Below are 20502 nucleotides of genomic sequence, written 5' to 3' on the forward strand. Positions count from 1 at the left end.
GTAGGGCTCTGAGGAAGCGAGCGTTCTGTTCCAGAGCAACACAAAGCGACTTGATCAACACGATTTGCCAGCTTCGAACTGAAGCCACAACAAAGGGTGCCAACTAAGCAGGTGTCGCTCTGAAACCGCTAATCCACAGACTTGGTTGCGGGCTGTGATTGAGCAGGCGAGCAGATGCCGAGTGTTGCCCACACGGAGGCGGCGTGGCAGGTCGTGCTTTGCGCGTCAACGACGACGCCCAGGGTGACCGTCGCCGCAGCCAATGCAGCTAGGAGAGCTATCCAATTCATAACCCACCTTATGACCGATGGCCAATTGAGCCAAGCAAACTGAACTCGTTGTGGTGTGATATTGCTGACGCAGACACTCCATCCTAGGAGAACAAAAAGTAAACTTCCTTCACGAATAGTGCCGTCAACAAGGATCGCCTAGCATCCAACCGTTCGGAAGGTGGAGCACCTTCCTGAGGCGCGGACTCAACGAAGGTTCACAGAACACAGATTCGGCGACCGCGGCGGATCCAGAATGCGGTTTCGGCATCTGGCTGATGCTGGGTTACGTGGCTGATAAAGACCGGCACTCCGCTGGCACGGTCGATGCTGGCAATCGAACTCGAATAGGGCTGGATACGCGCGAGTGCGCCATGAAGGCCGAAATACGCAATATGCTGCCACGCGATCGCTCCGCGTCCTTGCTGGAATATCTTCAGAAGAAGCTTGAAATCAAGTGAGACCGGGAAGCAACGGGCGACGGCATCGATGGGCGGAGGTTTCAGTTCTCGTCGCAATCGTTGCCACGCCCGTCGTGGCGCGGGGAGCATATTTTGCAGTCCAATATTCTGCTTCCTGCTAGGGGCTTTTCCGCTGCTATCGCTTTCTGCGATTCGCGCTTGGGAGCTGTTGCTGTGGAGCCGAGCTCGTTTCAGCTCGCGATGATCCAAGCGAGTCAACCCGCGAACTCAAGGCGCTAAGTTGATCAGAAAGGAGCTTGCGCTCTCCTTGATCTGTCGCCGTCGCGCGCTGCAGCTGACCCATCTGCTCCTCTAGCTTCTGCTGGGAGGTTTGGATCTCGGCGATAGCTTGTTTGATCGCGGTGATGGCCTGCTGAGTTTCGGCGGCCCCGCTCTCTTGGCGCGGAGCCGCTGCGGCCTGTACTGCATCGATTTTCTGGTTCAACCAAAATGCGGCGCCTGCAGCGAAGATCGCTACCAAGATCAAAGCCAACCACTGATAGAGTGAACGGCTGCGGGAGTTAGATGGCAAAGACGCGTCCATGCTGAGGTACCTGAGTCCTCAAAGGAGGAATTAACGTCCACGTGTCGGCATGGTTTCAGGGACAGTGGTCAAGTATGGTTCAGCGATTTCCGGCAGCCATCACGCTCTACTGCGAACCCCGACCATGTTGATGAGTCTGCCTTTCGCGCGCTAAGATTGTCAAGTGACAAGTGCGTCACGGTTGCCGGCGCGGGTAGGATCTAAGTCAACCAGTTTCATTTCTTTCTTCGCTTATGACTCAATTGGGATCTTTCCTCGGACGGCTGCGTCGCTTCGGACGTGACGCGATACCTGAGCGAATTCTCACAGCTCGCATCATGCTGCTTGATCCATCGTTTTGCTAAGAGCGTTGCCATCGTGCGCTGCCCAACGCCGGTTGGAATATTGTGCTGGCGAACGATTGCGTCGATGGCCGATCTTTCCAAGAAGCTTGGAACGTCGGACGGCCTTCGCTCTAAGGGGATCTTTTTCGGCTGCAGACTTGCTGCCGCCTGCCGACTGTTTCAGCTTCAAATCAGCCTCATCACCTCAGGCCCGTTGCCATTCGAGTTCTCCTTCCAGCCTCAGGCAAACAAACGCATTCAGTTTCGACTGGCGGTTTACCTATCGTTCGAAAGGTTTCGGCGCAAAGGCCCGCTCCATGACCCGTTGGTGCTCTTATGCGCCAAACGGCGCGCTCAACAGCGTAGAAGCCAGCATGACACGCGCCCGATCTGTCAAGAAGTGCTCAAATGAGGCCGAGTGCCTTAGATGACACGGGCTTCTTTGAGGCGTTCGATCTCGTCCAAACCAAAGCCGAACTCCTCAAGCACCTCGTCCGTCTGCTCCCCAAATTCCGGCGGCCGCGCCACCATCCTGCTCGGCGTGCGCGAGAGGGTCACGGGCTGGCCGACCAGACAGATATGGCGACCTTCGTCGTTCGGCACGTCCTGCGCAATGCCGAGATGCTTGACCTGCGCGTCCTCGAACATCTGGTCGATGGCGTAGATCGGGCCGCAGGGCACGCCGGCCTCGTTGAACTCGCGGACCCAGGCCTCGGTCGACTTTGTCACAGTGCGCTTCTCGATCTCGGCGTTGAGCGCATCGCGGTTCCTGGAACGGGCAGGGGCCGTCGCATAGTCGGGATGGGCATAGAGCTCCGGTGCGCCGATCGCCTGCGCGCAGCGCTCCCAGATCCGTCCGCCAGTGGTGGCGATGTTGATGTAGCCGTCCAAGGTCTTGAACACGCCGGTCGGAATGCTGGTCGGGTGGTTGTTGCCGGCTTGCTTGGCGACCTCCTTCTCCATCAGCCAGCGCGCGGCCTGGAAGTCGAGCATGAAGATCTGCGCCTGCAGCAGCGAGGTCTGTACCCACTGGCCCTTGCCCGAGACCTCGCGCTCGAGCAGCGCGGTGAGGATGCCCATGGCGCAGAACAGGCCCGCGGTGAGGTCGGCGACGGGAATGCCCACCCGCATCGGTCCTTCGCCCGGCGCGCCGGTGATCGACATCAGCCCGCCCATGCCTTGCGCGATCTGATCGAAGCCCGGCCGCTTGTGATAGGGGCCGTCCTGGCCGAAGCCGGAGATGCTGCCATAGACGATGCGCGGATTGATCGCGGCGAGGCTCTCATAGTCGATACCGAGCTTCTTCTTCACGTCGGGACGGAAATTCTCGACCACGACGTCGGCCTTGGCGGCGAGGCGCTTGAACACGGCGAGCCCGCGCTCGTCCTTCAGGTTCAGCGTCATGGCCCGCTTGTTGCGATGCAAATTCTGGAAGTCGGAACCGCGGCGTGGCCCGCCCGGCTGCTCGCCGCCGGCATCCTCGGTCAGCGCGTCGATCTTGATGACGTTGGCGCCCCAATCGGCGAGCTGGCGCACGCAGGTGGGCCCGGACCGGACTCGTGTCAGATCGAGCACGGTGAAGCGCGACAGGGCTTCCGAGGCATGCGGAAAAGGCATCTTGAAAGGCTCCAGGACAGATTGCGGAGCCACCATAGTGCCGAAACGTCGGGCGGCAAGACGGCCGCGACGCGGATGCCGCCTGTCGAAATGCAAGGCCTGACCGGGGCAGCCTGACGCGGCGGGCCGCTCCGCGCAAGTGATCAGCGCGACAGGCGCTTCAGCTCGGCGCGCGCCTGCTCGGCTAATGGGTCATCGCCGTGGCGCGCGATGAAGAGCTCGAAGGCCTGCCGCGTTCCCGTGCGACGGGCGGCTTCGAATTCCTCGGCGACCGCGGCGGAAGGATCACGGGCCATTGGCATGGAGGGAGCGTGTCCCCCCTTGGTGTTCCCCTTGCTGCTTTCGTCCGCATTGGCTTTCGAGGCCATGACAGGCTGTTCCCCGATGGTCAGACGGCCAGGCCCGGCGAGCATCGCCAAGGCTCCAATAAAGGCTCCAATCAAGGCTCCAATCAAGCCTACAGCCAGGCCGGCCGAAAGTGGGCTCGTTTTCATAGTTTCCTTTACGGAACTCGCCAGACGCGCTACTGATGCCGTCGCTGCTCCGTATCATTGCGGGAGTTGATGGCTAACACGGCGTTACGGTTCGACTGACGGCCCGACGCCCAAATTAAACGAAAGGTATAACTCTCTAGCTAGAATCATGCCCCTGCGCCGCGAATCGCGTGCGATGCATTGCTTCGGAGAGTTCATTGGCTACCTCGGTTTCAATCAGTGCCACCAACAACGCCGAGATCGACGGCCTGCTGTCGGGCTATAGATGGACCGGCACGATCAGCTACAGCTTTCCGGATTCGCCTAGCGACTACTCCAATCCTTACAGCGGCGGCAGCAGCGAACCGACCTCGTCGGGTTTCGCCTCGGCGCCCACTCAGATGCAGGCGGCGATCAACTACGCGATCGGTCTGATCCTCGGCTATACCAACGCCGCGATCCAGTACAACGGGACGGGAAGCGCCGACATCATGATCGCGCAGTCCCCGTCGGCCAATCCGACCTCTTACGCCTACTATCCCGGCAACTACGCGTCCGGCGGCGACATCTGGTTCGGGACCCAATACAACTACTCGCTGGCCAAGCTCGGCAACTACTATTTCACGACGGCGCTGCACGAGCTCGGCCACGCCTTCGGTCTCAAGCACAGCCAGGAGGCGGGTGGCCCTGCCAACGTCGCGGTGCCGAGCGCGCATGACGACAGCGAATACACCGTCATGAGCTATCGCAGCTATGTCGGTGCGTCGACGACCAGCGGCTACACCAACGAGTCGTATGGATATCCGCAGACCTATATGGCCAACGACATCCTCGCGCTGCAGACGATGTACGGCGCGAACTACACGACCCAGAGCGGCAGCACGGTCTACACCTGGAATCCGACGACGGGGCAGGAGTTCATCAACGGCGTCGGGCAGCTCGCGCCGGGCGGCGGCGCCGGCGGCTCGGCCAACCGCATCTACGAAACGGTGTGGGACGGCGGCGGCGTCGATACCTACGACCTGTCGAACTACACGACCAATCTGAGCATCAACCTCAATCCCGGCGCATCATCGCTGTTCTCTGCGACGCAGCTCGCCAATCTCGGCGACGGCCATTACGCCTCGGGCAACGTCTACAACGCCTACCTCTACAACAACGACGCGCGCTCCTACATCGACAACGCGATCGGCGGGTCCGGCAACGACACCATCATCGGGAACGCCATCGCCAACACGCTGAACGGCGGCTCCGGCAACGATACGATCAGCGGCGGTGGCGGCAACGACACCATCATCGGCGGAGCGGACACGGACACGTCGGTGTATTCCGGCAACTACGCGAACTACAGCTTCGCCTACAATTCCGGCTCACAGACCTTTACGGTCACCGACCAGCGTTCCGGCTCGCCTGACGGCACCGATACTCTCACCGGCATCGAGTTTTTCCAGTTTGCAGACCAGACGGTCTCGAGCGCGGATCTTATAAGTCAGCTCTCCCCCGTCGTGATCGAATCCATCGGCGCAACCAGCTTGGTGGTGGCGAACAACAACTACTACCTGAATCCCAGTTCGGGTGGGACCGGTCCCGTGCTGAAATATTTCGGTCCGATAGTGACAGTCGGCCAGTTCGGCAGTTGGACGTTCATCGGCGCGGAACAGAAAGGTAGCGGTTTCGAAGTCGCGCTTCATCTGCCCGGAACCGACCAGTACACGGTCTGGGACACCGATGCGACCGGCGACGTGGTTGGCAATGCCGTGGGAGGAATCGTTTCGGGCAGCAGTCAGGTCTTCGAAGCGCTCGAGACAAGCTTCCATCAGGATCTCAACGGCGACGGCACGATCGGCGTGCGCGCCATCAGTGGCACCACGATCGAGGCGTTCGGTTCGACCAGCTTGGTGGTGGCGAACAACAACTACTACCTGATTCCCAGTTCGGGTGGGACCGGTCCCGTGCTGAAATATTTCGGTCCGATAGTGACAGTCGGCCAGTTCGGCAGTTGGACGTTCATCGGCGCGGAACAGAAAGGTAGCGGTTTCGAAGTCGCGCTTCATCTGCCCGGAACCGACCAGTACACGGTCTGGGACACCGATGCGACCGGCAACGTGGTTGGCAATGCCGTGGGAGGAATCGTTTCGGGCAGCAGTCAGGTCTTCGAAGCGCTCGAGACAAGCTTCCATCAGGATCTCAACGGCGACGGCACGATCGGCGTGCGCGCCATCAGTGGCACCACGATCGAGGCGTTCGGTTCGACCAGCTTGGTGGTGGCGAACAACAACTACTACCTGATTCCCAGTTCGGGTGGGACCGGTCCCGTGCTGAAATATTTCGGTCCGATAGTGACAGTCGGCCAGTTCGGCAGTTGGACGTTCATCGGCGCGGAACAGAAAGGTAGCGGTTTCGAAGTCGCGCTTCATCTGCCCGGAACCGACCAGTACACGGTCTGGGACACCGATGCGACCGGCAACGTGGTTGGCAATGCCGTGGGAGGAATCGTTTCGGGCAGCAGTCAGGTCTTCGAAGCGCTCGAGACAAGCTTCCATCAGGATCTCAACGGCGACGGCGCCGTGGGCGCAGCACCGCCCGCGGTTGCGGGGCTCGGGATCGCCGGCGAAAACTTCGTCTTCAATTCCGCCCCGAATCCCGCCCACTTCGGCGCCACACTCCCGTCTGAGTTGCCGGACCCCATGCCCGCGCCCGCCAATGCGCAGACCGCGGGGCAGTGGGCCCTCGCCGAACCGGCGGGATTCCACGACACGGCCGTGATCCACAGTCCCATTGACTTTCTCCACAGCCTGCACAGCGCCGGCTTCATCCTCGGCTGACGGCGTGGGCCTCGTCGCGTCGAATCGACGCAGAGCGGCGCGGCCGTTTCTACCACAGCTTGCGTGTGGCGCCGCGACGGTGGGACATACACGACGTTTGAGCCGTCCGCAGTCGCGATCGATGACCGACGTCGTCTGCGAGGTGACAAAGGCAACTTTCAAGGATAAAAAAAACCCGTCAAAATTGAACCTCGCCTGATCCGACGCGAAGAAAGCTATCGCGCAGCAGTTGCGCGAGGCGAATGTGCCAAGAAGCCCGTTTCCGTTCTGTCAGGTAGCGTTGCGTAACCAATCATTTAAACACCAAGGTGTTCGAGCGCCGAAGGCGGCGGGGGAAGCTTCCGCGAAATTCGGAAAGGCTGCGCGACGCGCAGGCCGCGGCGAAGATTTGTGTATGGCAACAAGCTGGGATCTCAGCTTCATCTCAGGAGGAAGAAAGACGTTCCCCGGCCCGATCTCGAAGACGGCGGCGGGCGGCGAGATCACTTGTCTCGATTAGGCTGGCTTCGGCACCGTGACCATCACCAAGGCGATCTCGATCTACTGCGAAGGTGTCGTGGGCGGCGTCCTGGCGTCCGGCGTCAACGGCATCATCGTCAATGCGGCGGCGTCCGTTCTCCAGGCTGCCTCGGTTGTCATCGCGCATAGCTTTATCAGGAATTTCAATGCCGCCGGTAGCGCCGGTGTCTCTCTCACCCTTTCGAACGCGAACGGACTGCTGGTCATTCGCGCAGCATCATCTCGCATACCGGTTCGGCGTCCGATGGGATCGGCGTCATCATCGACCCCAGCGGAAGCGCCAGGGCGCTCATCAACAATTCTTCCATCAACAGGAATTTTTTCGGTCTGAATGCCCAGGGCTCATCCAACGTTCAGGTCAACAATAGCGACATCTTCGGCAGCGCCGGCACCGGGGTTGGTCAGGGTGGTGCCGCGAACATCCGCATCGGCCGCTCCATGATCCTCAACAATTTCGGATCTGCCACCGTGGGCAACGTACTGTCCTATGGCGATCTCAGCGGCAAGGGTACGGACACCACGCCAGATCGTCGGCGGGCGGCTATAAGTAATCTTCTTGATCCATCGACTGATGCAGGGGCTCTGGGCGACGTCCGCCCGGAGCCTTTTCCCGTTGTCGGGGTCCATGTTCGGATGGCACGATCTGTCGATTGCCGCCGCGGCGCCACTGTCGTGCGAGGCCCCGGCCCCGGTCCGCCAAGAGGACCGATCGCCAGGGCGCGCTTCCGCCAGCGTTGGAACTGGCCAGCCGCAAGCGCTGGGCTAGCATGGGGCGACGTCTTTGTTTAGGCTTGGTCGGGGCGTCAAGGCCCCTGCCAGATGCCTGGGTGCGCATTCGCTCGAACATCTGCATCAACAAGCTTGGTCTGGTGCCATGGCGTTCCTCTGTAGCGCGTGGCTGCCGCCCTCGGCGGGGATTGAAACCCGGCAAGCAAAACTGGCTTCGAGAGCGGCGCCGCTACGGTGAGGGAATAGACGTTTTCATGTTTAGCTTGGACCAGGCGAAAAATGACACCTCCGTCATCCTGAATCTCCTAAGAGCAGTTGCCGCGCAAGTGGTTTGCATCGGTCATGCCTGGAACTTTGGAGGACTTGGGAGGACGTACGCTCCCACTGATGGGGTCTTGTTGTTTTTTGTTCTGTCCGGTTTCCTCATTGCCTATACTCTTGATAGCAAGTCGAGGTCGCCATCCTATGGTCTCATCGACTTCGGCATAGAGCGGTTTTCGAGGATCTATACGGCCTACCTGCCGGCCATTTTGGCCATCGGCCTCGCAACTTTAGTTCTCCGTTGGAGCGGCATTGAAATTGCCGCAGATCCGGTCAACTTGAAGACGTTCATAGGCAATTTGCTGATGCAGCAGAACGTGCCTTGCTGTCTGAGTGTGGGTACGTTTGGAACGGCTGGGCAACTGACGTCAGTTGCGGTTGAATTTCACATCTACTTCTTCGTGGGCGCGATGTACTTTCTGCTCCGCGGCAAGACCGTTGTGCTGTGCTGCCTTGTTGCCGCGCCATTTTCCTTCATGCCGCTCGCCTATTTCTCCAATATCCCGGGCACCGACCGGGCGCTATTCGTGCTCTGGCTCATGGCCTTCGCCTCCTACTACGTCGCGAGACGCGTGATCGAATACCGGCCGAATATACCGTTCTGGTGCCTCGCCTTCGTCGTCACCCTGACCACGTGGCTGATCGAGCGTACGCCGGGCGACGATGCCAACCTGCGGCAGTACCCCATGCTGGTCTTGTGGTTCTTCAGCCTGGTCCTAGTGTCGCAACATGTTCGCGTGATACCGCCTCGGCTGGCTAAGCTGATTACTGTCGCCGCAGATTACTCCTTCTCGCTCTTCCTCGTCCATCTCACGATACTGCGGGTGATTTTCACTGTCTGGCCGGGCTACACCGTCTGGCGGGCGTTGTTCGCAATCATCGTGGCGAACGTCCTCGCATTTGTTTTCGCGCTGCTTTTTGAACGGCATTATCATCGCGTGTCGGACCTGATAAAGGCGGCTCTCGGTCGGCCGTTGCGGGGGTGGCGCACTGGGTCCGCGGCGAAAGCGTCTGCTGGAGACTAGCAGTCGCGGTCTGGATTCAATCACGCGATCCGAATAATCTGCCGCGGGGCTGTTGATGGACACCGGATGAAGAGTGAGAGACGTCCCCGTGTGGATTAATCGTTGGGTCCGGTCGCTGCGGCTTGCGGCTCTGGGCCTCGCGACGCGGCACCGGTGCCGCGGCGCTTGGCACCGTTACCGCTCAATCCCTCCGTCAGGGTGTCTCCGCATTCCAGTGCCAGGACTATGCGGAGCCTCCCGCATCTTCATTCCGCTCGCCGAGCGCGGCAATGCGGCGGCGCAGACCTATCTCGGCTTCCTCTTCGAGACCGGGCGCGGCGTGCCGCAGGACATCGTGGAGGCCTCCAAATGGCTCAACCTGTCGACCGCTGCAGCGCCCCCCGCCGGCGCGCGAGGCGCGGGCCCGGATTCGCGATGCCGTCACCACCAAGATGACACGTGGAGAGGTCGCCCAAGCCCGCCTGCGGGCGCTGGAATGGGCGCCGAGCCGCGAGCACTGACGGCCTTGTCACCGCGCCTTAGCCGGGCCAGCCGCCAAGCCAGTTAGAGCGGTTCACGGATTTATTGAATCGGAAGGGATTCCGGGTCTGGGACGAATATGATTCAAGATGCTGGCTGGGCTGGAGGCCAGCATCCGATGGTCCGACCAATTTCCAACGATTTGCGTAAGCGTGCGGTATCCGCTGTTGCCAAAGGTGAGAGCTGCCGATCTGTGGCGGAACGGTTTGGCGTTGCTGTCTCGTCAGTTGTGAAGTGGTCACAGCGTTATCGAACGACCGGCTCGGTAGCGCCTGGCAAGATGGGTGGTCACCGCAAGCCTGTGCTTGATCCGCACCGCGCCTTCATCGTCGAGCGGATCACTCAGACGCCGCACCTGACGCTGCATGGTCTGAAGGCGGAACTGGCAGCCCGTGGGGTCAAGGTCTCACACAATGCGGTCTGGCTGTTCCTGCGCCGGGAAGGGCTGCGGTTCAAAAAAAACACTGTTCGCCCTCGAACAGGCTCGCGCCGACGTCTCTCGTAGGCGCTTGCGTTGGCGAGCCTGGCAGGCCGGGCTCGATCCGGGCCGGCTCGTCTTCATCGATGAGACCTGGATCAAGACCAACATGGCCCCTTTGCGAGGCTGGGGACCCAAAGGGGCGCGCCTGCGCGGCTTTGCTCCGCACGGTCACTGGCGTACCCTCACATTCCTCGGCGCGCTCCGCCATGACCAACTCACGGCACCCTGCGTCTTCGATGGCCCGATCAACGGTGAATGCTTCCGTGGTTACGTAAAGCACATTCTCCTGCCAACCCTGCGTGAAGGCGACATCGTCATTCTCGACAATCTCGGAAGCCATAAGTCGAAAGCCGTCAGGCAAATGATCAAGGCTGCTGGCGCCAGACTCTGGTACCTGCCGCCATACTCGCCCGACCCCAACCCAATCGAACAGGCCTTCTCCAAGATCAAACACTGGATGCGGCAAGCTCAGAAGCGCTCAATCGAGGAGACTTGGCGCCATATCGGTCACCTCGTCCAAGACATCCAGCCTCGCGAATGCGCCAACTACTTCGCCAGCGCCGGTTATGCTTCAATCAAAATGTGAAACGCTCTAGTGTACCAGGTCTCGCCCAGCCAACCGAGCCAGATCGCCGGGCGATTGTGACCACGTCGGCCTGCGCAGTGTTCGTGAACTGCACCGTGCCAATCACGACAACGTCGTTATTGTTGATGCTCGCGCTGCCTGTGTTCGTGAAGGTCGCGGTTCCGTCCGGTCGCTCGGATTGGATGACCAGTTGGTCGGATCGGTCCAGTCGGTGCTGGCGCCGGTCCAGGTGCCGTCCACGGCATGCGCGGTGACGACGCCGAGCGCGGTGGTGGCCAGCAGGGTCGCCAGCGAATGGCGCGTCACCGACCGCAGCCGGTGTCCGATCCTCTTGCGCGCCATTTCCAGTCCGGACATCGTGCTCTCAAGTCAAAAAAGATCAAGGCAAACACGCAACTCGGCCGTGCAGCGCGGCTCGCGCGCCATGGTTTCATGGCCTTACATGGACTCGCAAATGAACGGAGGTTTGATAGTGCAGGGTTCCTGCCTGTTTCGGCCGCAGCGAACGTGGCTGCTGGGCAACATTTTACGCGTTGCAATCCAGGAGGGACCCGGATTGCTGCTGTCCGCCGCAGTTGGGGTGGACACGAGGCGGTTGATGGGCGGGCCCATCGGGCCTACGTTTGGCCTGCGGAAGGGGACCGGCAAGGAAATTCCCTGCAAGGAAATTAGGTGGGATTGGCTGCGCTGTGGACCGTGCTGGGCAGTGCCGCGAGTTGGGCCGCCACCTCCTCGCGCATCGATCTCCTGCCCGACGACGCCGGCAGTCCCGCCGAGAGCGTCGATGTCGGCGCGGTGAAGCCGATCGCGCGGCCCGCGCAGACTGCTGCGGCCAGATTTGCCTGACAACTCACGCCAGTGACGTTTGCCACAATTGTGGATTATCGAATCTAGGGGAAGGTATTGAAACGACCGGAGCCACGCAGGGTCATTGCCCAGAAAAGAAAATAACCCCGCAGGGGCATTTCCAAGAGCGAGGAAACTCATTTTGCAAATCCCTCTGCGCGAAATACCTACCTTCGTCTGCGATCCGCAGAGCCTCCCTTGTTAGGGGAGACGACGCCGCCGTCTTTCATCACGGTCGGCATAGGGCTTACCTCCGTAAAGTTTCAATAAGGTCTCATCTGACACTCTTGTTAAAAAATATCTTTCTGGATCAATTACTTACGCGAATGAGAAGGTTGGATGTTACGTATAAGTTTTTTGACCCGTAGGCATTTTAGACGCACCAGGGGCCCGGGTTCCCTTTCCCGGAGCGATTTAGTCAAGGAATGCAACCGAAGAGGGCCGTTTGTTCGACGCTCTGATCTTTCTTGGGGTTCCAAATCAAAACAGGCCATTCCAAAATCAACTAGGCCACTGAGCTCGGAAACAGGCCAGCGCCACTTGCCGGGCGACCGGGACAGGCGGACGGAACTGGCCTTCCGCAAGCTATCGACAATTTGTGCACTGACTGCTAGCCCGAATTCGCGCTGTTTGGGGGAACCCTGATTGACGAGGTGGCAAAGGCTTGGTGGGGGTGCGGCCGGGTGGCTGGCATGACTTCGAGAAAAGGACCACCCGATCTGTTGGGGAACTCCGCCTGGAATGCGATGGCCTTCCTGGTGGCCGTGGTGCTGAACCTGGCGATCCTGCCTTTCGTGATCGTTCACCTCGGCCTCGCTGCCTTCGGTGTGGCGGGTCTCGTCACCGCCTGCATTGCACCGGCGCTGGTGTTCAGCAACGCGCTGGGGCTTTCGACGGCGCGCGAGCTTGCGCAGCGGTTGGAGCCATCCGATCGTGACGATGCGCGACGCCTGTTCGCGACCGCGGTGATGCTCGCGATCGGCGCCGGTGGCCCGATCAGCGCTTTCTTTCTGGTTGCTGGGGCCCCCCTTGCGCGTCTCGGATTTCATCTGGCCGGTCCGGCTGCCGATGACCTCGGATGGGCGTTCGTTGTGGCCGGCATTGGCTGGCTATGTCAGTGCGTATCGGCAGTCTTCATCGCCCTGTTTACTGCGCGCCAGGACTATCGCCGGATTGCCTCGGTCGGCATTGCCAGCACCGTCGTCTCGACTTTCTCGATGCTCGTGCTGATCCCCGTTTGGCCCCATGCGTCGACGTTTCTTGGCTGTCAGGCGCTGGGATTTGCGACCGGTCTGCTGATCGCCGTGGCCTGGGCCCTCGGCGCAATCGGTCAATGGCTCGCACCGCCGGCTTTGCATCGCCATGCCTTCGCGAGGCTCGCCGGGTTCGGCATCTGGCAGGTGGCCGCACAGGGCGGCGCGTTGCTTGCGGGGCAGGCCGATCGATATCTGCTTGGCGCGCTGCTGCAACCGCAATTTGTCGGTTTCTATGGCGTGGCGCAGCGCCTGCAGGAGGCAACTTATATCGGCATCCTCAAGGTCGGTGAGATCCTGTTTCCATTCTTCAGCACGCTGCAAAAGGAGAGCGAAGATCGCAAGGTCGATCTGCTGTTCCGATCGTCATGGATATTGAACGTCCTTGCCGCAACCGCCCTCGGCGCATTGATCCCGGTGGCAGGTCCCCTGCTGCATGTCTGGACCGGCGCGGAGGTCGCGGCCGAGGCCGCGCGGGTGCTTGTCGTCCTGTCGATCGCCGGCATCCTCGGATCGAGCGCGAACGTGTTCAGCTTTTACCTGCTGGCGGAGGGACGTTCGCGCTACAACGCGCTCATCGCGTTGGTCACGGGCATCGCCACGCTGGCTGCCAGCGCGGTCGTATTGCCACGTTTCGGATGGCACGCCGCAGGCTGGAGCACGTGCGCCGGCATGGTCGCGCAGCTGGTGACCATCGTCTTCCTGCTGCGCCGCAGTTCCGACTTCGCGGACATGGGGTCGCGCGTCGTGCATTGCGTGCTGATGCCGCTCGGCGTCGGGATCGCGACGGCGCTGGCGGTGCGGTATGGCCTCGATCGTGCTCCGCTGCGCCTCGCGCCGTCCTGGTGGTCTGTGGGCGTGGTCTCCGCACTGACGGCCGCGATCATCTTCGTCGTCGCGGTTGCCGCCTCGCAATTGGGTCCGTATCGAAGGGCGTGCTGGCAGGATATTCGTTCGATTGTCAGTCGCTTCTCTCCCCTCAAGGCCGTCTAGAACATGTGCGGAATAGCAGGCATCGTCAATCTGCGCGGCAATGCGGTCGAGCCGGCCGACCTCTCGCGGCTGACCAGCCTAATCGCGCATCGTGGTCCGTTTGGTGAAGGAACGTGGTTCAGCCCGGACCGGACTCTCGCCTTCGGCCATCGTCGCCTTGCGATCATCGATCCCGGCGACGGCGGCTATCAGCCGATGCTGTCCGCGGATGGCCGCCACGTCATCGTGTACAACGGAGAGATCTACAACTTCCTCGAGCTGCGCCGCGAACTCGAGGCGCAGGGCGCGGTGTTCCGCAGCCAGTCCGATACCGAAGTGATCCTGGCGGCGTGGCAGGCCTGGCGGGAAGACATGCTGTCCCGCTTCAACGGCATGTGGGCCCTGGCGATCTTCGACACGAGCAGCGGCGAACTGTTTCTCGCGCGCGATCGCTTCGGCATCAAGCCGCTGCTCTATGCCATATCGCCGGAGCGATTTGTCTTCGCATCCGAGCAGCGGGCGCTGGTGCGGAGCGGACTGATCGATGCTTCGGTCGATCTGCAGGTCGCGCGGCGGCTGTTGCTCGACGCTTTCGGGATCGAAGGAAGTGACCGCACCCTGTTTCGGCAGGTTTGCCGTCTGCAGGCCGGCCATTGCATGTGGCTGCGCCAGGGCAAGGTCAGCGTCAGGCGCTGGTGGCGGACCGTGGATCACCTGCCGGCCGCGCCGGCAACCGAAGCCGAACGCGTGGCCCGCTTTCGCGAACTGTTCCAGGATGCCGTCGCCCTGCGCATGCGCAGCGATGTGCCCATCGGAACGTGCCTGTCGGGAGGCTTCGATTCATCGGCGGTGATCTGCACCATGGCCGCCCACGAGAAGGCGGGCATGGGTCCGCGCGACAGCACGGCATGGCGCCACGCCTTTGTCGCGACGTTTCCCGGCGCCGTGAACGACGAGCGGCCGATGGCAGAGGAGGCCGCCGCCTGGGCCAAGGTCGAGCCCACCTTCCTCGAAATCGGACAGGGCGATGCGCTCACCGACCTCGATCAAATTCTCGACGATCTCGATGACGTCTATATCTCCTTGCCCAGCGCCATATGGTTGATCTATCGGCAGTTGCGGCAGCAAAACGTGACGGTGTCGCTGGACGGTCACGGTGCGGACGAGTTGATGGGGGCCTATCTGCAGCAGGGACAGGCAGGCGCATTTCGACTCCGGAACGCGATTGAAGACTTCGCTTCGCGTTCGGCGCTGGCCCGGCGCGGCGTGGATGTCCTGCGCGCGTTGGCTCTCAGGCATCGGGGCATGTATTTTCTGCGCGGCGGCCTCGGCAATCTTCCCGCCCCGCTTGCGCTGGCGGCAGAGGACGACGTGCTACCGCGTGAATGGGGCGGCCTGAACAAGCGCCTCTACCGCATGTTCCACAGCACCGTGCTGCCCACCATCCTGCGCAACTTCGATCGTCTCTCGATGGCGCACGGCGTAGAAGTCCGCATGCCTTTCATGGACTGGCGCCTGGTGACTTACACGATGGCGCTGCCGGAAAGCAGCAAGTCGTCGGAGGGCTATACCAAGGCGGTGGCTCGGCGGGCGATGGCCAACCTGATGCCTGAATCAATTCGCACCGCGCGCCGCAAGGTCGGCTTCAATTCACCGATGCCGGAATGGCTGAACGGGCCGCTGGCCGGCTGGACGGCCGACCTGCTCGATCGCAAGGTGCCGGCGTTTGCCGAGCTGGTGGATGAAGCGACTCTACGCTCGACGGTCAGCCACTTGACGGCGTCGAAGTCGTGGGACTGGGAAACGGTCGGTCGGATCTGGCCGTACCTGAACATGAAATGGATGTTGGCGAGGCACGCGTAAGCAATGCGTCTGTTCCAGAATAGCGCGCTTTACCCCTCTTATCTGGCGCGGTTGAACCGGCTCGCGGCGAACACCCAGAGCTTCGCGGAGCGGCGGGCCGTCTTTCTGCACGACCGTTTCGGCGCATCGCACTTTCTCCAACCGGTGCTCGACGGATCGCCGGAGGCCTTCTTCACCAATGGGGACGACGAGGTCCTGCAGCGCCGCTGGGCGCGCGAGCAGGGCATGCAGGGGGAGCCGACGCTCGAGGCGATCCTGCTCGCACAGATCGAGCACCATGCCGCCGAGGTGTTCTATAATCTCGATCCCGTGCGCTACCCGAGCGCGTTCGTTGCCAAGCTGCCGGGTTGCGTCAGGAAGGCGCTGTGCTGGCGTGCCGCGCCGTCGGGCAACGCCGATTTCACGGCCTATGCCGCCGTGCTCGGCAACGCTCCCTCGATCCTCGATATCTGGCGCCGCAGGGGATGCCGGGTCGAATCCTTCTTTCCGGCGCATGATCCGGTGATGGACGAGTATGGCCACGGCGAGCGTCCTGTCGACGTCGCCTTCGCCGGCGGCTACTCGCGGCACCATCGCACGCGCGCGCGCACGCTGGAGCAGGTCGCGCAGCTCGCCGACAGCCTCAATATCGTCTTTTGCCTCGACGCATCGCGCCTGACCAGGCTCGCGGAAAGCCCGATCGGGCGATTGTTGCCGCTGCGGCGGCACCGCCGCCCGGATGCCATCGCCGCCATCGCCCAGCCGCCTGTGTTCGGCAGAGAACTTTACGAATTGCTGGGCTCGGCCAAGATCGTGCTCAACGGCGCGATCGACATGGCCGGCACCGATCGCGGCAATATGCGTTGCTTCGAGGCGATGGGATGCGGCGCGCTGCTCGTCTCCGACGCCGGCGAATATCCTGAAGGCATGAAGGAGGGCGTGACCATCGAGACCTACGACACGCCGGACCAGGCCGTCGCGGCCATTTCGCGCAGCCTGCAGGACTGGCCCGGGGCGGCGGAGATCGCCGCGCGCGGTCGAGCCCGCATCCGGGACATCTACCGCAAGGACGTGCAATGGAAGCAGTTCGGCGACCTCGTCGGACGCGTTTAACCGTGCTAGCGTCCGGGTTGACGCGACTTTTGTTGACTGCATGAACCTCAACTTCCTGATTCAGCGGCTCACCGGCCGCAATGCCGACTACCTGGTCCAGCGAATGGTCGGTCGTGCAACTTGCCGTCTCGATGCCGGAGCCGTGCTCGGTGCGAGTGCGAGGATACGGAACATCTGCGGCGCCTCCGACAAGATCGTCGTCGGCCCCCATAGCCAGATCCTCGGCGAGCTCATGACCTTCGCGCATGGGGGCGAGATCAGAATCGGTGAATGGTGCTTTGTCGGGGAGGGGACGCGGATCTGGTCCGCCGCCTCAATCGAGATCGGAGACCGGGTTCTGATTTCCCATTCAGCGAACATCTTCGACAGTCTGACCCATCCGATCGGAGCTGCCGCGCGGCATGCGCAGGTCCGGCAGATTTTCACGACCGGCCACCCACGAAAACTCTCGCTTGACGAGAACCCGGTCCGGATCTGCGATGATGCCTGGATCGGCGCGGGAGCCATGGTGCTGCGCGGAGTGACGGTCGGACAAGGGGCGGTGGTCGCGGCCGGCGCTGTCGTCACCAAGGACGTGCCGGCTTTCTCGATCGTGGCCGGAAATCCGGCCGTGCTGGTCAGGGAGCTTCGGCCCGATGAGCGATGACCGGAAATTCACGACGTGGGAGGAAGCCGTGGTCTGGCTGCGCAATCAGCCGGATCAGGGGCAACTCGTGCGTGACGCCTTCTATGACGATCCGCTGATCTCGGCCGCCGAGCGCTATTTTCAAAGCTCCGAATGGCAAGCGGTCTCGACGCTTCTGGCCGGTCGCACCGGCTCCGCGCTCGATGTCGGCGCCGGCCGCGGCATCGCCAGTTACGCGCTGGCGCGCAGCGGATTCGTGGTGACTGCGCTCGAACCCGACGGCAGCGCGATCGTCGGTGCGGCGGCAATTCGCGATCTAGCGGCGCGGGCGCAGCTGCCCATCCAGGTGGTCGAGGAGTTCTCCGAGCGTCTGCCGTTCGCCGACGCGACATTCGATCTCGTCTTCGCGCGCGCCGTGCTGCATCACACCCGCGACCTCGATGGCGCTTGCCGCGAGATGTTTCGCGTGCTTCGCCCCGGCGGCATGCTGATCGCCGCCCGTGAACACGTGATCAGCAAGGAGAGTGATCTTCAGCAATTTCTCGACCAGCACCCGCTGCATCACCTTTACGGGGGCGAGCACGCCTACCTGCTCGACCGCTATACCGGTGCGCTGAAGTCGGCCGGCTTTGCCAACGTCGAGACCCTGGCTCCGCTGCAAAATCCGATCAATCTGTTCCCGTACACGCCGGAGACGCTGCGATCCGCGGTCGTCGAAAAACTGACGCGGATGATTCCGGTCGGTCCGCTGTGGCGCGCCGCGTTTGCTTCGCGGCGTGTCTTCGCGTCCCTGCTCTCGCTCGCCGAGCGCTTTGACCACCGGCCCGGCCGGCTCTATTCGTTCGTCTGTCGCAAGGTCTAGATCATGTCCGTGTGGGTCACCGGTGCGAACGGGTTCATCGGCCGCCATCTCGTGCGCGAGCTGGCAGGCAGCGGGCGCGCAGTGCATGGCGTCGGTCACGGTGCGCTCGATCCGGCCGATGCGCGGGCGCTCGGATTGCAGACATGGATCAATGGCGAGGTCGATGCGGCGAACCTGAACGCGCTCGCCGCCACCCACGGACTGCCGGCGCAGGTCTTCCATCTGGCCGGCGGATCGTCCGTCGCACTGTCGATCGCGCGCCCGTTCGAGGACTTCTCGCGGACCGTGACCAGCACGGCGCGTCTGCTCGAATGGCTTCGAAGCTTTGCGCCCGAGAGCCGGCTGGTCGTGGCGTCGAGCGCGGCGGTTTACGGCGCAGACCATGCGGGTCCCATCGCCGAAAGCGCGGCGCTGGCGCCGATGTCGCCCTATGGCCATCACAAGATGATGATGGAGGAGCTCTGCCGCAGCTATGCCCGGAGCTTCGGCATCCGCTGTACCGTCGTGAGATTGTTCTCGGTCTACGGTCCGAACCTTCGCAAGCAGCTTCTCTGGGACATCTGTTCGCGGCTGAGCCGCGAGGCGCGGTCGCTCGATCTGGGAGGGACGGGGGCCGAGATCAGGGACTGGACCGACGTTCGCGACGTCGTTCGCCTGCTGGTGCGCGTTGCCGAGGAGGTACGCCAGGATGATTTTCAGGTGATCAATGGCGGCTCGGGACGGGGCACGAGCGTGGCCGACATCGCCGGCGGCCTGATCCGGAATTGGGGAAGCCAGACCATCGTGCGCTATTCCGGCGTGGCGCGTCCAGGCGACCCGGTGAGCCTGCTGGCGGATGACAGCGCCTTGCGCGGCATGAATTTCGATTGGCGCGTTGCGCTGGAGCGCGGTCTCGCCGACTACGTCGAATGGTTCAGGAGCCTCGCCCGTGCCTGAGCGCGCGCCGCTCCGGGTCGCGTTCACCAACATTCCACGCCGCCTGTGGGCGGGTGGTCACAACTACCAACGCAATCTCTTCGCCGCCCTGCACCGCTACAGTCCCGGAACGATCGCACCGGTGCTGTTCGCCGGAACGAGGGACGATCCCGGGGAGCTCGCGACGTTCCCCAGCATTGCAGCCGTGGAGGTGGTTCAATCGCCGGCGTTCGATCACGCCGGGGCCCGGCTCCTCGGTGCGCTCGCACTCGGACGCGACGGGCCGGCCTTGGCCGCATTCCGCGCCCGAGGCATCGACATGGTGTTCGAATCCGCGCGTTTCTTCGGCTGGCGCCTGCCGCTCCCGGCGATCGCGTGGTTTCCGGATTTCCAGCATCGCCTGCTGCCGCATCTCTTCTCCAGGAGCGCGTATTGGCGGCGTGATGTCGGCTTTCGGGTCCAGATCGCGTCGGGCCGGCACATCATGGTAAGCAGCGCCAGCGCGCTCGGCGATCTCAACAGGTTCTATCCGGGCATTTCGAACGGTGTTTCGGTCGTGCGGTTCGCGACCGAGCCGCCGCCGGGCCTGCTCGCCACCGAGCCGTTCGACGTGATCGCACAATATGGCCTTCCTCCCCGGTATTTCTACCTTCCGAACCAGTTTTGGCGGCACAAGAACCACCAGATCGTGGTGGATGCGCTCGATCTGCTGAAACGCCGCGGGCTCGACGTCGTCGTCGCTGCATCCGGAAGCACGCGGGACGCCCGCGAACCCGATCTCTTCGAGAGGACGACGAGCCAGGTCAGGTCCCGCGGTCTCGAGACGAATTTCAAGCATCTCGGGATGATTCCGCTGGATCATGTCTACGCGCTCCTGCGCACGTCGATGGCTCTCATAAACCCTTCGGAGTGCGAGGGGTGGAGCACGACGGTCGAGGAAGCAAAGTCGTTCGGTGTCCCGATGATCCTGTCCGACATCGATGTCCATCGCGAACAGACCGAGGGGAGCGCGCGATATTTCGGCATCCGCGACGCCGCGGCGCTGGCCGATCACATGTCGCACGTCGTGCAAACCTCGGGGCCGACGATCGTTCGCGACTTGTTGCCGAACCTCGATCAGCGCGTAGGTGCGTTCGTTGCGGATTTCGTCCGACTGACGCGGGATGTGATGGAGTCACGGGTCAGCCAGACTGCCGTGCCCGATCGATAGGGCGGACTCGCCCGGGGCAGCGATGTTTACAAGTTGATGTCGCAATGTTAGCAGGTGCGGGTAATAACGTGTCGCAGTCGTAGCCATGCTTTCCATCAACGCCATTGGGCTCTCTGCACCTGCCACAGGGGCAGCAGTGTTGGTTGTCTTCGCGGCCGGTCGTTAGCGATCA

General features: G+C 62.2%; 19 protein-coding genes. 13 read left to right on the top strand and 6 right to left on the bottom strand.

Annotation, left to right across the window (positions count from 1 at the left end):
- Positions 1–487 precede the first annotated feature (487 nt).
- Together ACRQ5Q_RS13380 and ACRQ5Q_RS13385 are read right to left on the bottom strand one after the other, a co-directional pair.
- The gene (locus ACRQ5Q_RS13380; RefSeq protein WP_439398206.1) at positions 488–787 is read right to left on the bottom strand and encodes a hypothetical protein; all 300 of its coding nucleotides are present in this window, start codon (positions 785–787) and stop codon (positions 488–490) included.
- A gap of 79 nt (positions 788–866) precedes the next feature.
- A complete protein-coding gene (locus ACRQ5Q_RS13385; RefSeq protein ID WP_439398208.1) occupies positions 867–1274 on the bottom strand; it encodes a hypothetical protein in 408 nt (135 codons plus the stop codon).
- Positions 1275–1682: 408 nt separating this feature from the next.
- On the opposite strand from ACRQ5Q_RS13385, the gene ACRQ5Q_RS13390 reads away from it, so the two are divergent.
- Positions 1683–2009, top strand: a complete 327-nt coding sequence (locus ACRQ5Q_RS13390; RefSeq protein WP_439398210.1) for a hypothetical protein — start codon at positions 1683–1685, stop codon at positions 2007–2009.
- A gap of 11 nt (positions 2010–2020) precedes the next feature.
- Here the strand turns inward: ACRQ5Q_RS13390 and ACRQ5Q_RS13395 are convergent, their stop codons facing one another.
- On the bottom strand, positions 2021–3214 hold the full coding sequence (locus tag ACRQ5Q_RS13395; RefSeq protein WP_439398212.1) for a CaiB/BaiF CoA transferase family protein: 1194 nt from the start codon (positions 3212–3214) through the stop codon (positions 2021–2023).
- A gap of 143 nt (positions 3215–3357) precedes the next feature.
- Positions 3358–3582 (bottom strand): hypothetical protein, encoded by a 225-nt coding sequence (locus tag ACRQ5Q_RS13400; RefSeq protein ID WP_439398214.1) that lies wholly within the window; start codon positions 3580–3582, stop codon positions 3358–3360.
- 323 nt (positions 3583–3905) lie between these two features.
- On the opposite strand from ACRQ5Q_RS13400, the gene ACRQ5Q_RS13405 reads away from it, so the two are divergent.
- Both ACRQ5Q_RS13405 and ACRQ5Q_RS13410 read left to right on the top strand, forming a co-directional pair.
- Positions 3906–6512, top strand: a complete 2607-nt coding sequence (locus tag ACRQ5Q_RS13405; RefSeq protein ID WP_439398216.1) for a M10 family metallopeptidase C-terminal domain-containing protein — start codon at positions 3906–3908, stop codon at positions 6510–6512.
- Between the two features lie 514 nt (positions 6513–7026).
- Positions 7027–7362: a hypothetical protein gene (locus ACRQ5Q_RS13410; RefSeq protein WP_439398217.1), complete on the top strand. Its 336-nt coding sequence runs from the start codon at positions 7027–7029 to the stop codon at positions 7360–7362.
- An 11-nt stretch (positions 7363–7373) separates the two neighbouring features.
- On the opposite strand, the gene ACRQ5Q_RS13415 is transcribed toward ACRQ5Q_RS13410, so the two are convergent.
- Positions 7374–7658 carry a hypothetical protein gene (locus ACRQ5Q_RS13415; RefSeq protein ID WP_439398219.1) on the bottom strand — a complete coding sequence of 95 codons (285 nt, stop codon included), beginning with the start codon at positions 7656–7658 and terminating at the stop codon, positions 7374–7376.
- Positions 7659–7858: 200 nt separating this feature from the next.
- Between ACRQ5Q_RS13415 and ACRQ5Q_RS13420 the strand changes: the two genes are divergently transcribed.
- Positions 7859–9106 (top strand): acyltransferase family protein, encoded by a 1248-nt coding sequence (locus tag ACRQ5Q_RS13420; RefSeq protein ID WP_439398220.1) that lies wholly within the window; start codon positions 7859–7861, stop codon positions 9104–9106.
- 637 nt (positions 9107–9743) lie between these two features.
- A protein-coding gene (locus ACRQ5Q_RS13425; protein ID WP_439398222.1) for an IS630 family transposase occupies positions 9744–10692 on the top strand; the annotation gives its coding sequence in 2 pieces (ribosomal slippage) (positions 9744–10079 and positions 10081–10692; 948 coding nt in all).
- A 102-nt stretch (positions 10693–10794) separates the two neighbouring features.
- On the opposite strand, the gene ACRQ5Q_RS13430 is transcribed toward ACRQ5Q_RS13425, so the two are convergent.
- Positions 10795–11049 carry a hypothetical protein gene (locus ACRQ5Q_RS13430; protein ID WP_439398224.1) on the bottom strand — a complete coding sequence of 85 codons (255 nt, stop codon included), beginning with the start codon at positions 11047–11049 and terminating at the stop codon, positions 10795–10797.
- 315 nt (positions 11050–11364) lie between these two features.
- On the opposite strand from ACRQ5Q_RS13430, the gene ACRQ5Q_RS13435 reads away from it, so the two are divergent.
- The 8 genes from ACRQ5Q_RS13435 to ACRQ5Q_RS13470 all read left to right on the top strand — a co-directional run bounded on the left by ACRQ5Q_RS13435 (position 11365) and on the right by ACRQ5Q_RS13470 (position 20330).
- Positions 11365–11538, top strand: coding sequence for a hypothetical protein (locus ACRQ5Q_RS13435; RefSeq protein WP_439398225.1), 174 nt, complete (start codon positions 11365–11367; stop codon positions 11536–11538).
- Between the two features lie 746 nt (positions 11539–12284).
- Entirely contained in the window at positions 12285–13784 is a 1500-nt protein-coding gene (locus ACRQ5Q_RS13440) for an oligosaccharide flippase family protein (RefSeq protein ID WP_439398227.1), read from the top strand.
- Positions 13785–13787: 3 nt separating this feature from the next.
- On the top strand, positions 13788–15626 hold the full coding sequence (asnB, locus tag ACRQ5Q_RS13445; RefSeq protein WP_439398229.1) for an asparagine synthase (glutamine-hydrolyzing): 1839 nt from the start codon (positions 13788–13790) through the stop codon (positions 15624–15626).
- Positions 15627–15629: 3 nt separating this feature from the next.
- Positions 15630–16718: a glycosyltransferase family protein gene (locus ACRQ5Q_RS13450; RefSeq protein ID WP_439398231.1), complete on the top strand. Its 1089-nt coding sequence runs from the start codon at positions 15630–15632 to the stop codon at positions 16716–16718.
- A gap of 40 nt (positions 16719–16758) precedes the next feature.
- On the top strand, positions 16759–17364 hold the full coding sequence (locus tag ACRQ5Q_RS13455; protein WP_439398233.1) for an acyltransferase: 606 nt from the start codon (positions 16759–16761) through the stop codon (positions 17362–17364).
- The gene (locus ACRQ5Q_RS13460; protein WP_439398234.1) at positions 17354–18205 is read left to right on the top strand and encodes a class I SAM-dependent methyltransferase; all 852 of its coding nucleotides are present in this window, start codon (positions 17354–17356) and stop codon (positions 18203–18205) included. Before ACRQ5Q_RS13455 ends, ACRQ5Q_RS13460 begins: the two co-directional genes overlap by 11 nt.
- A 3-nt stretch (positions 18206–18208) precedes the next feature.
- Positions 18209–19141: an NAD-dependent epimerase/dehydratase family protein gene (locus tag ACRQ5Q_RS13465; RefSeq protein WP_439398236.1), complete on the top strand. Its 933-nt coding sequence runs from the start codon at positions 18209–18211 to the stop codon at positions 19139–19141.
- Complete coding sequence (locus ACRQ5Q_RS13470; protein ID WP_439398238.1) at positions 19134–20330, top strand: glycosyltransferase family 4 protein; 1197 nt, start codon at positions 19134–19136, stop codon at positions 20328–20330. Before ACRQ5Q_RS13465 ends, ACRQ5Q_RS13470 begins: the two co-directional genes overlap by 8 nt.
- The last annotated feature ends 172 nt before the right edge of the window (positions 20331–20502 follow it).

Origin of the sequence: Bradyrhizobium sp. PMVTL-01, from assembly GCF_051861855.1 — a bacterium.
GTDB lineage: Bacteria > Pseudomonadota > Alphaproteobacteria > Rhizobiales > Xanthobacteraceae > Bradyrhizobium.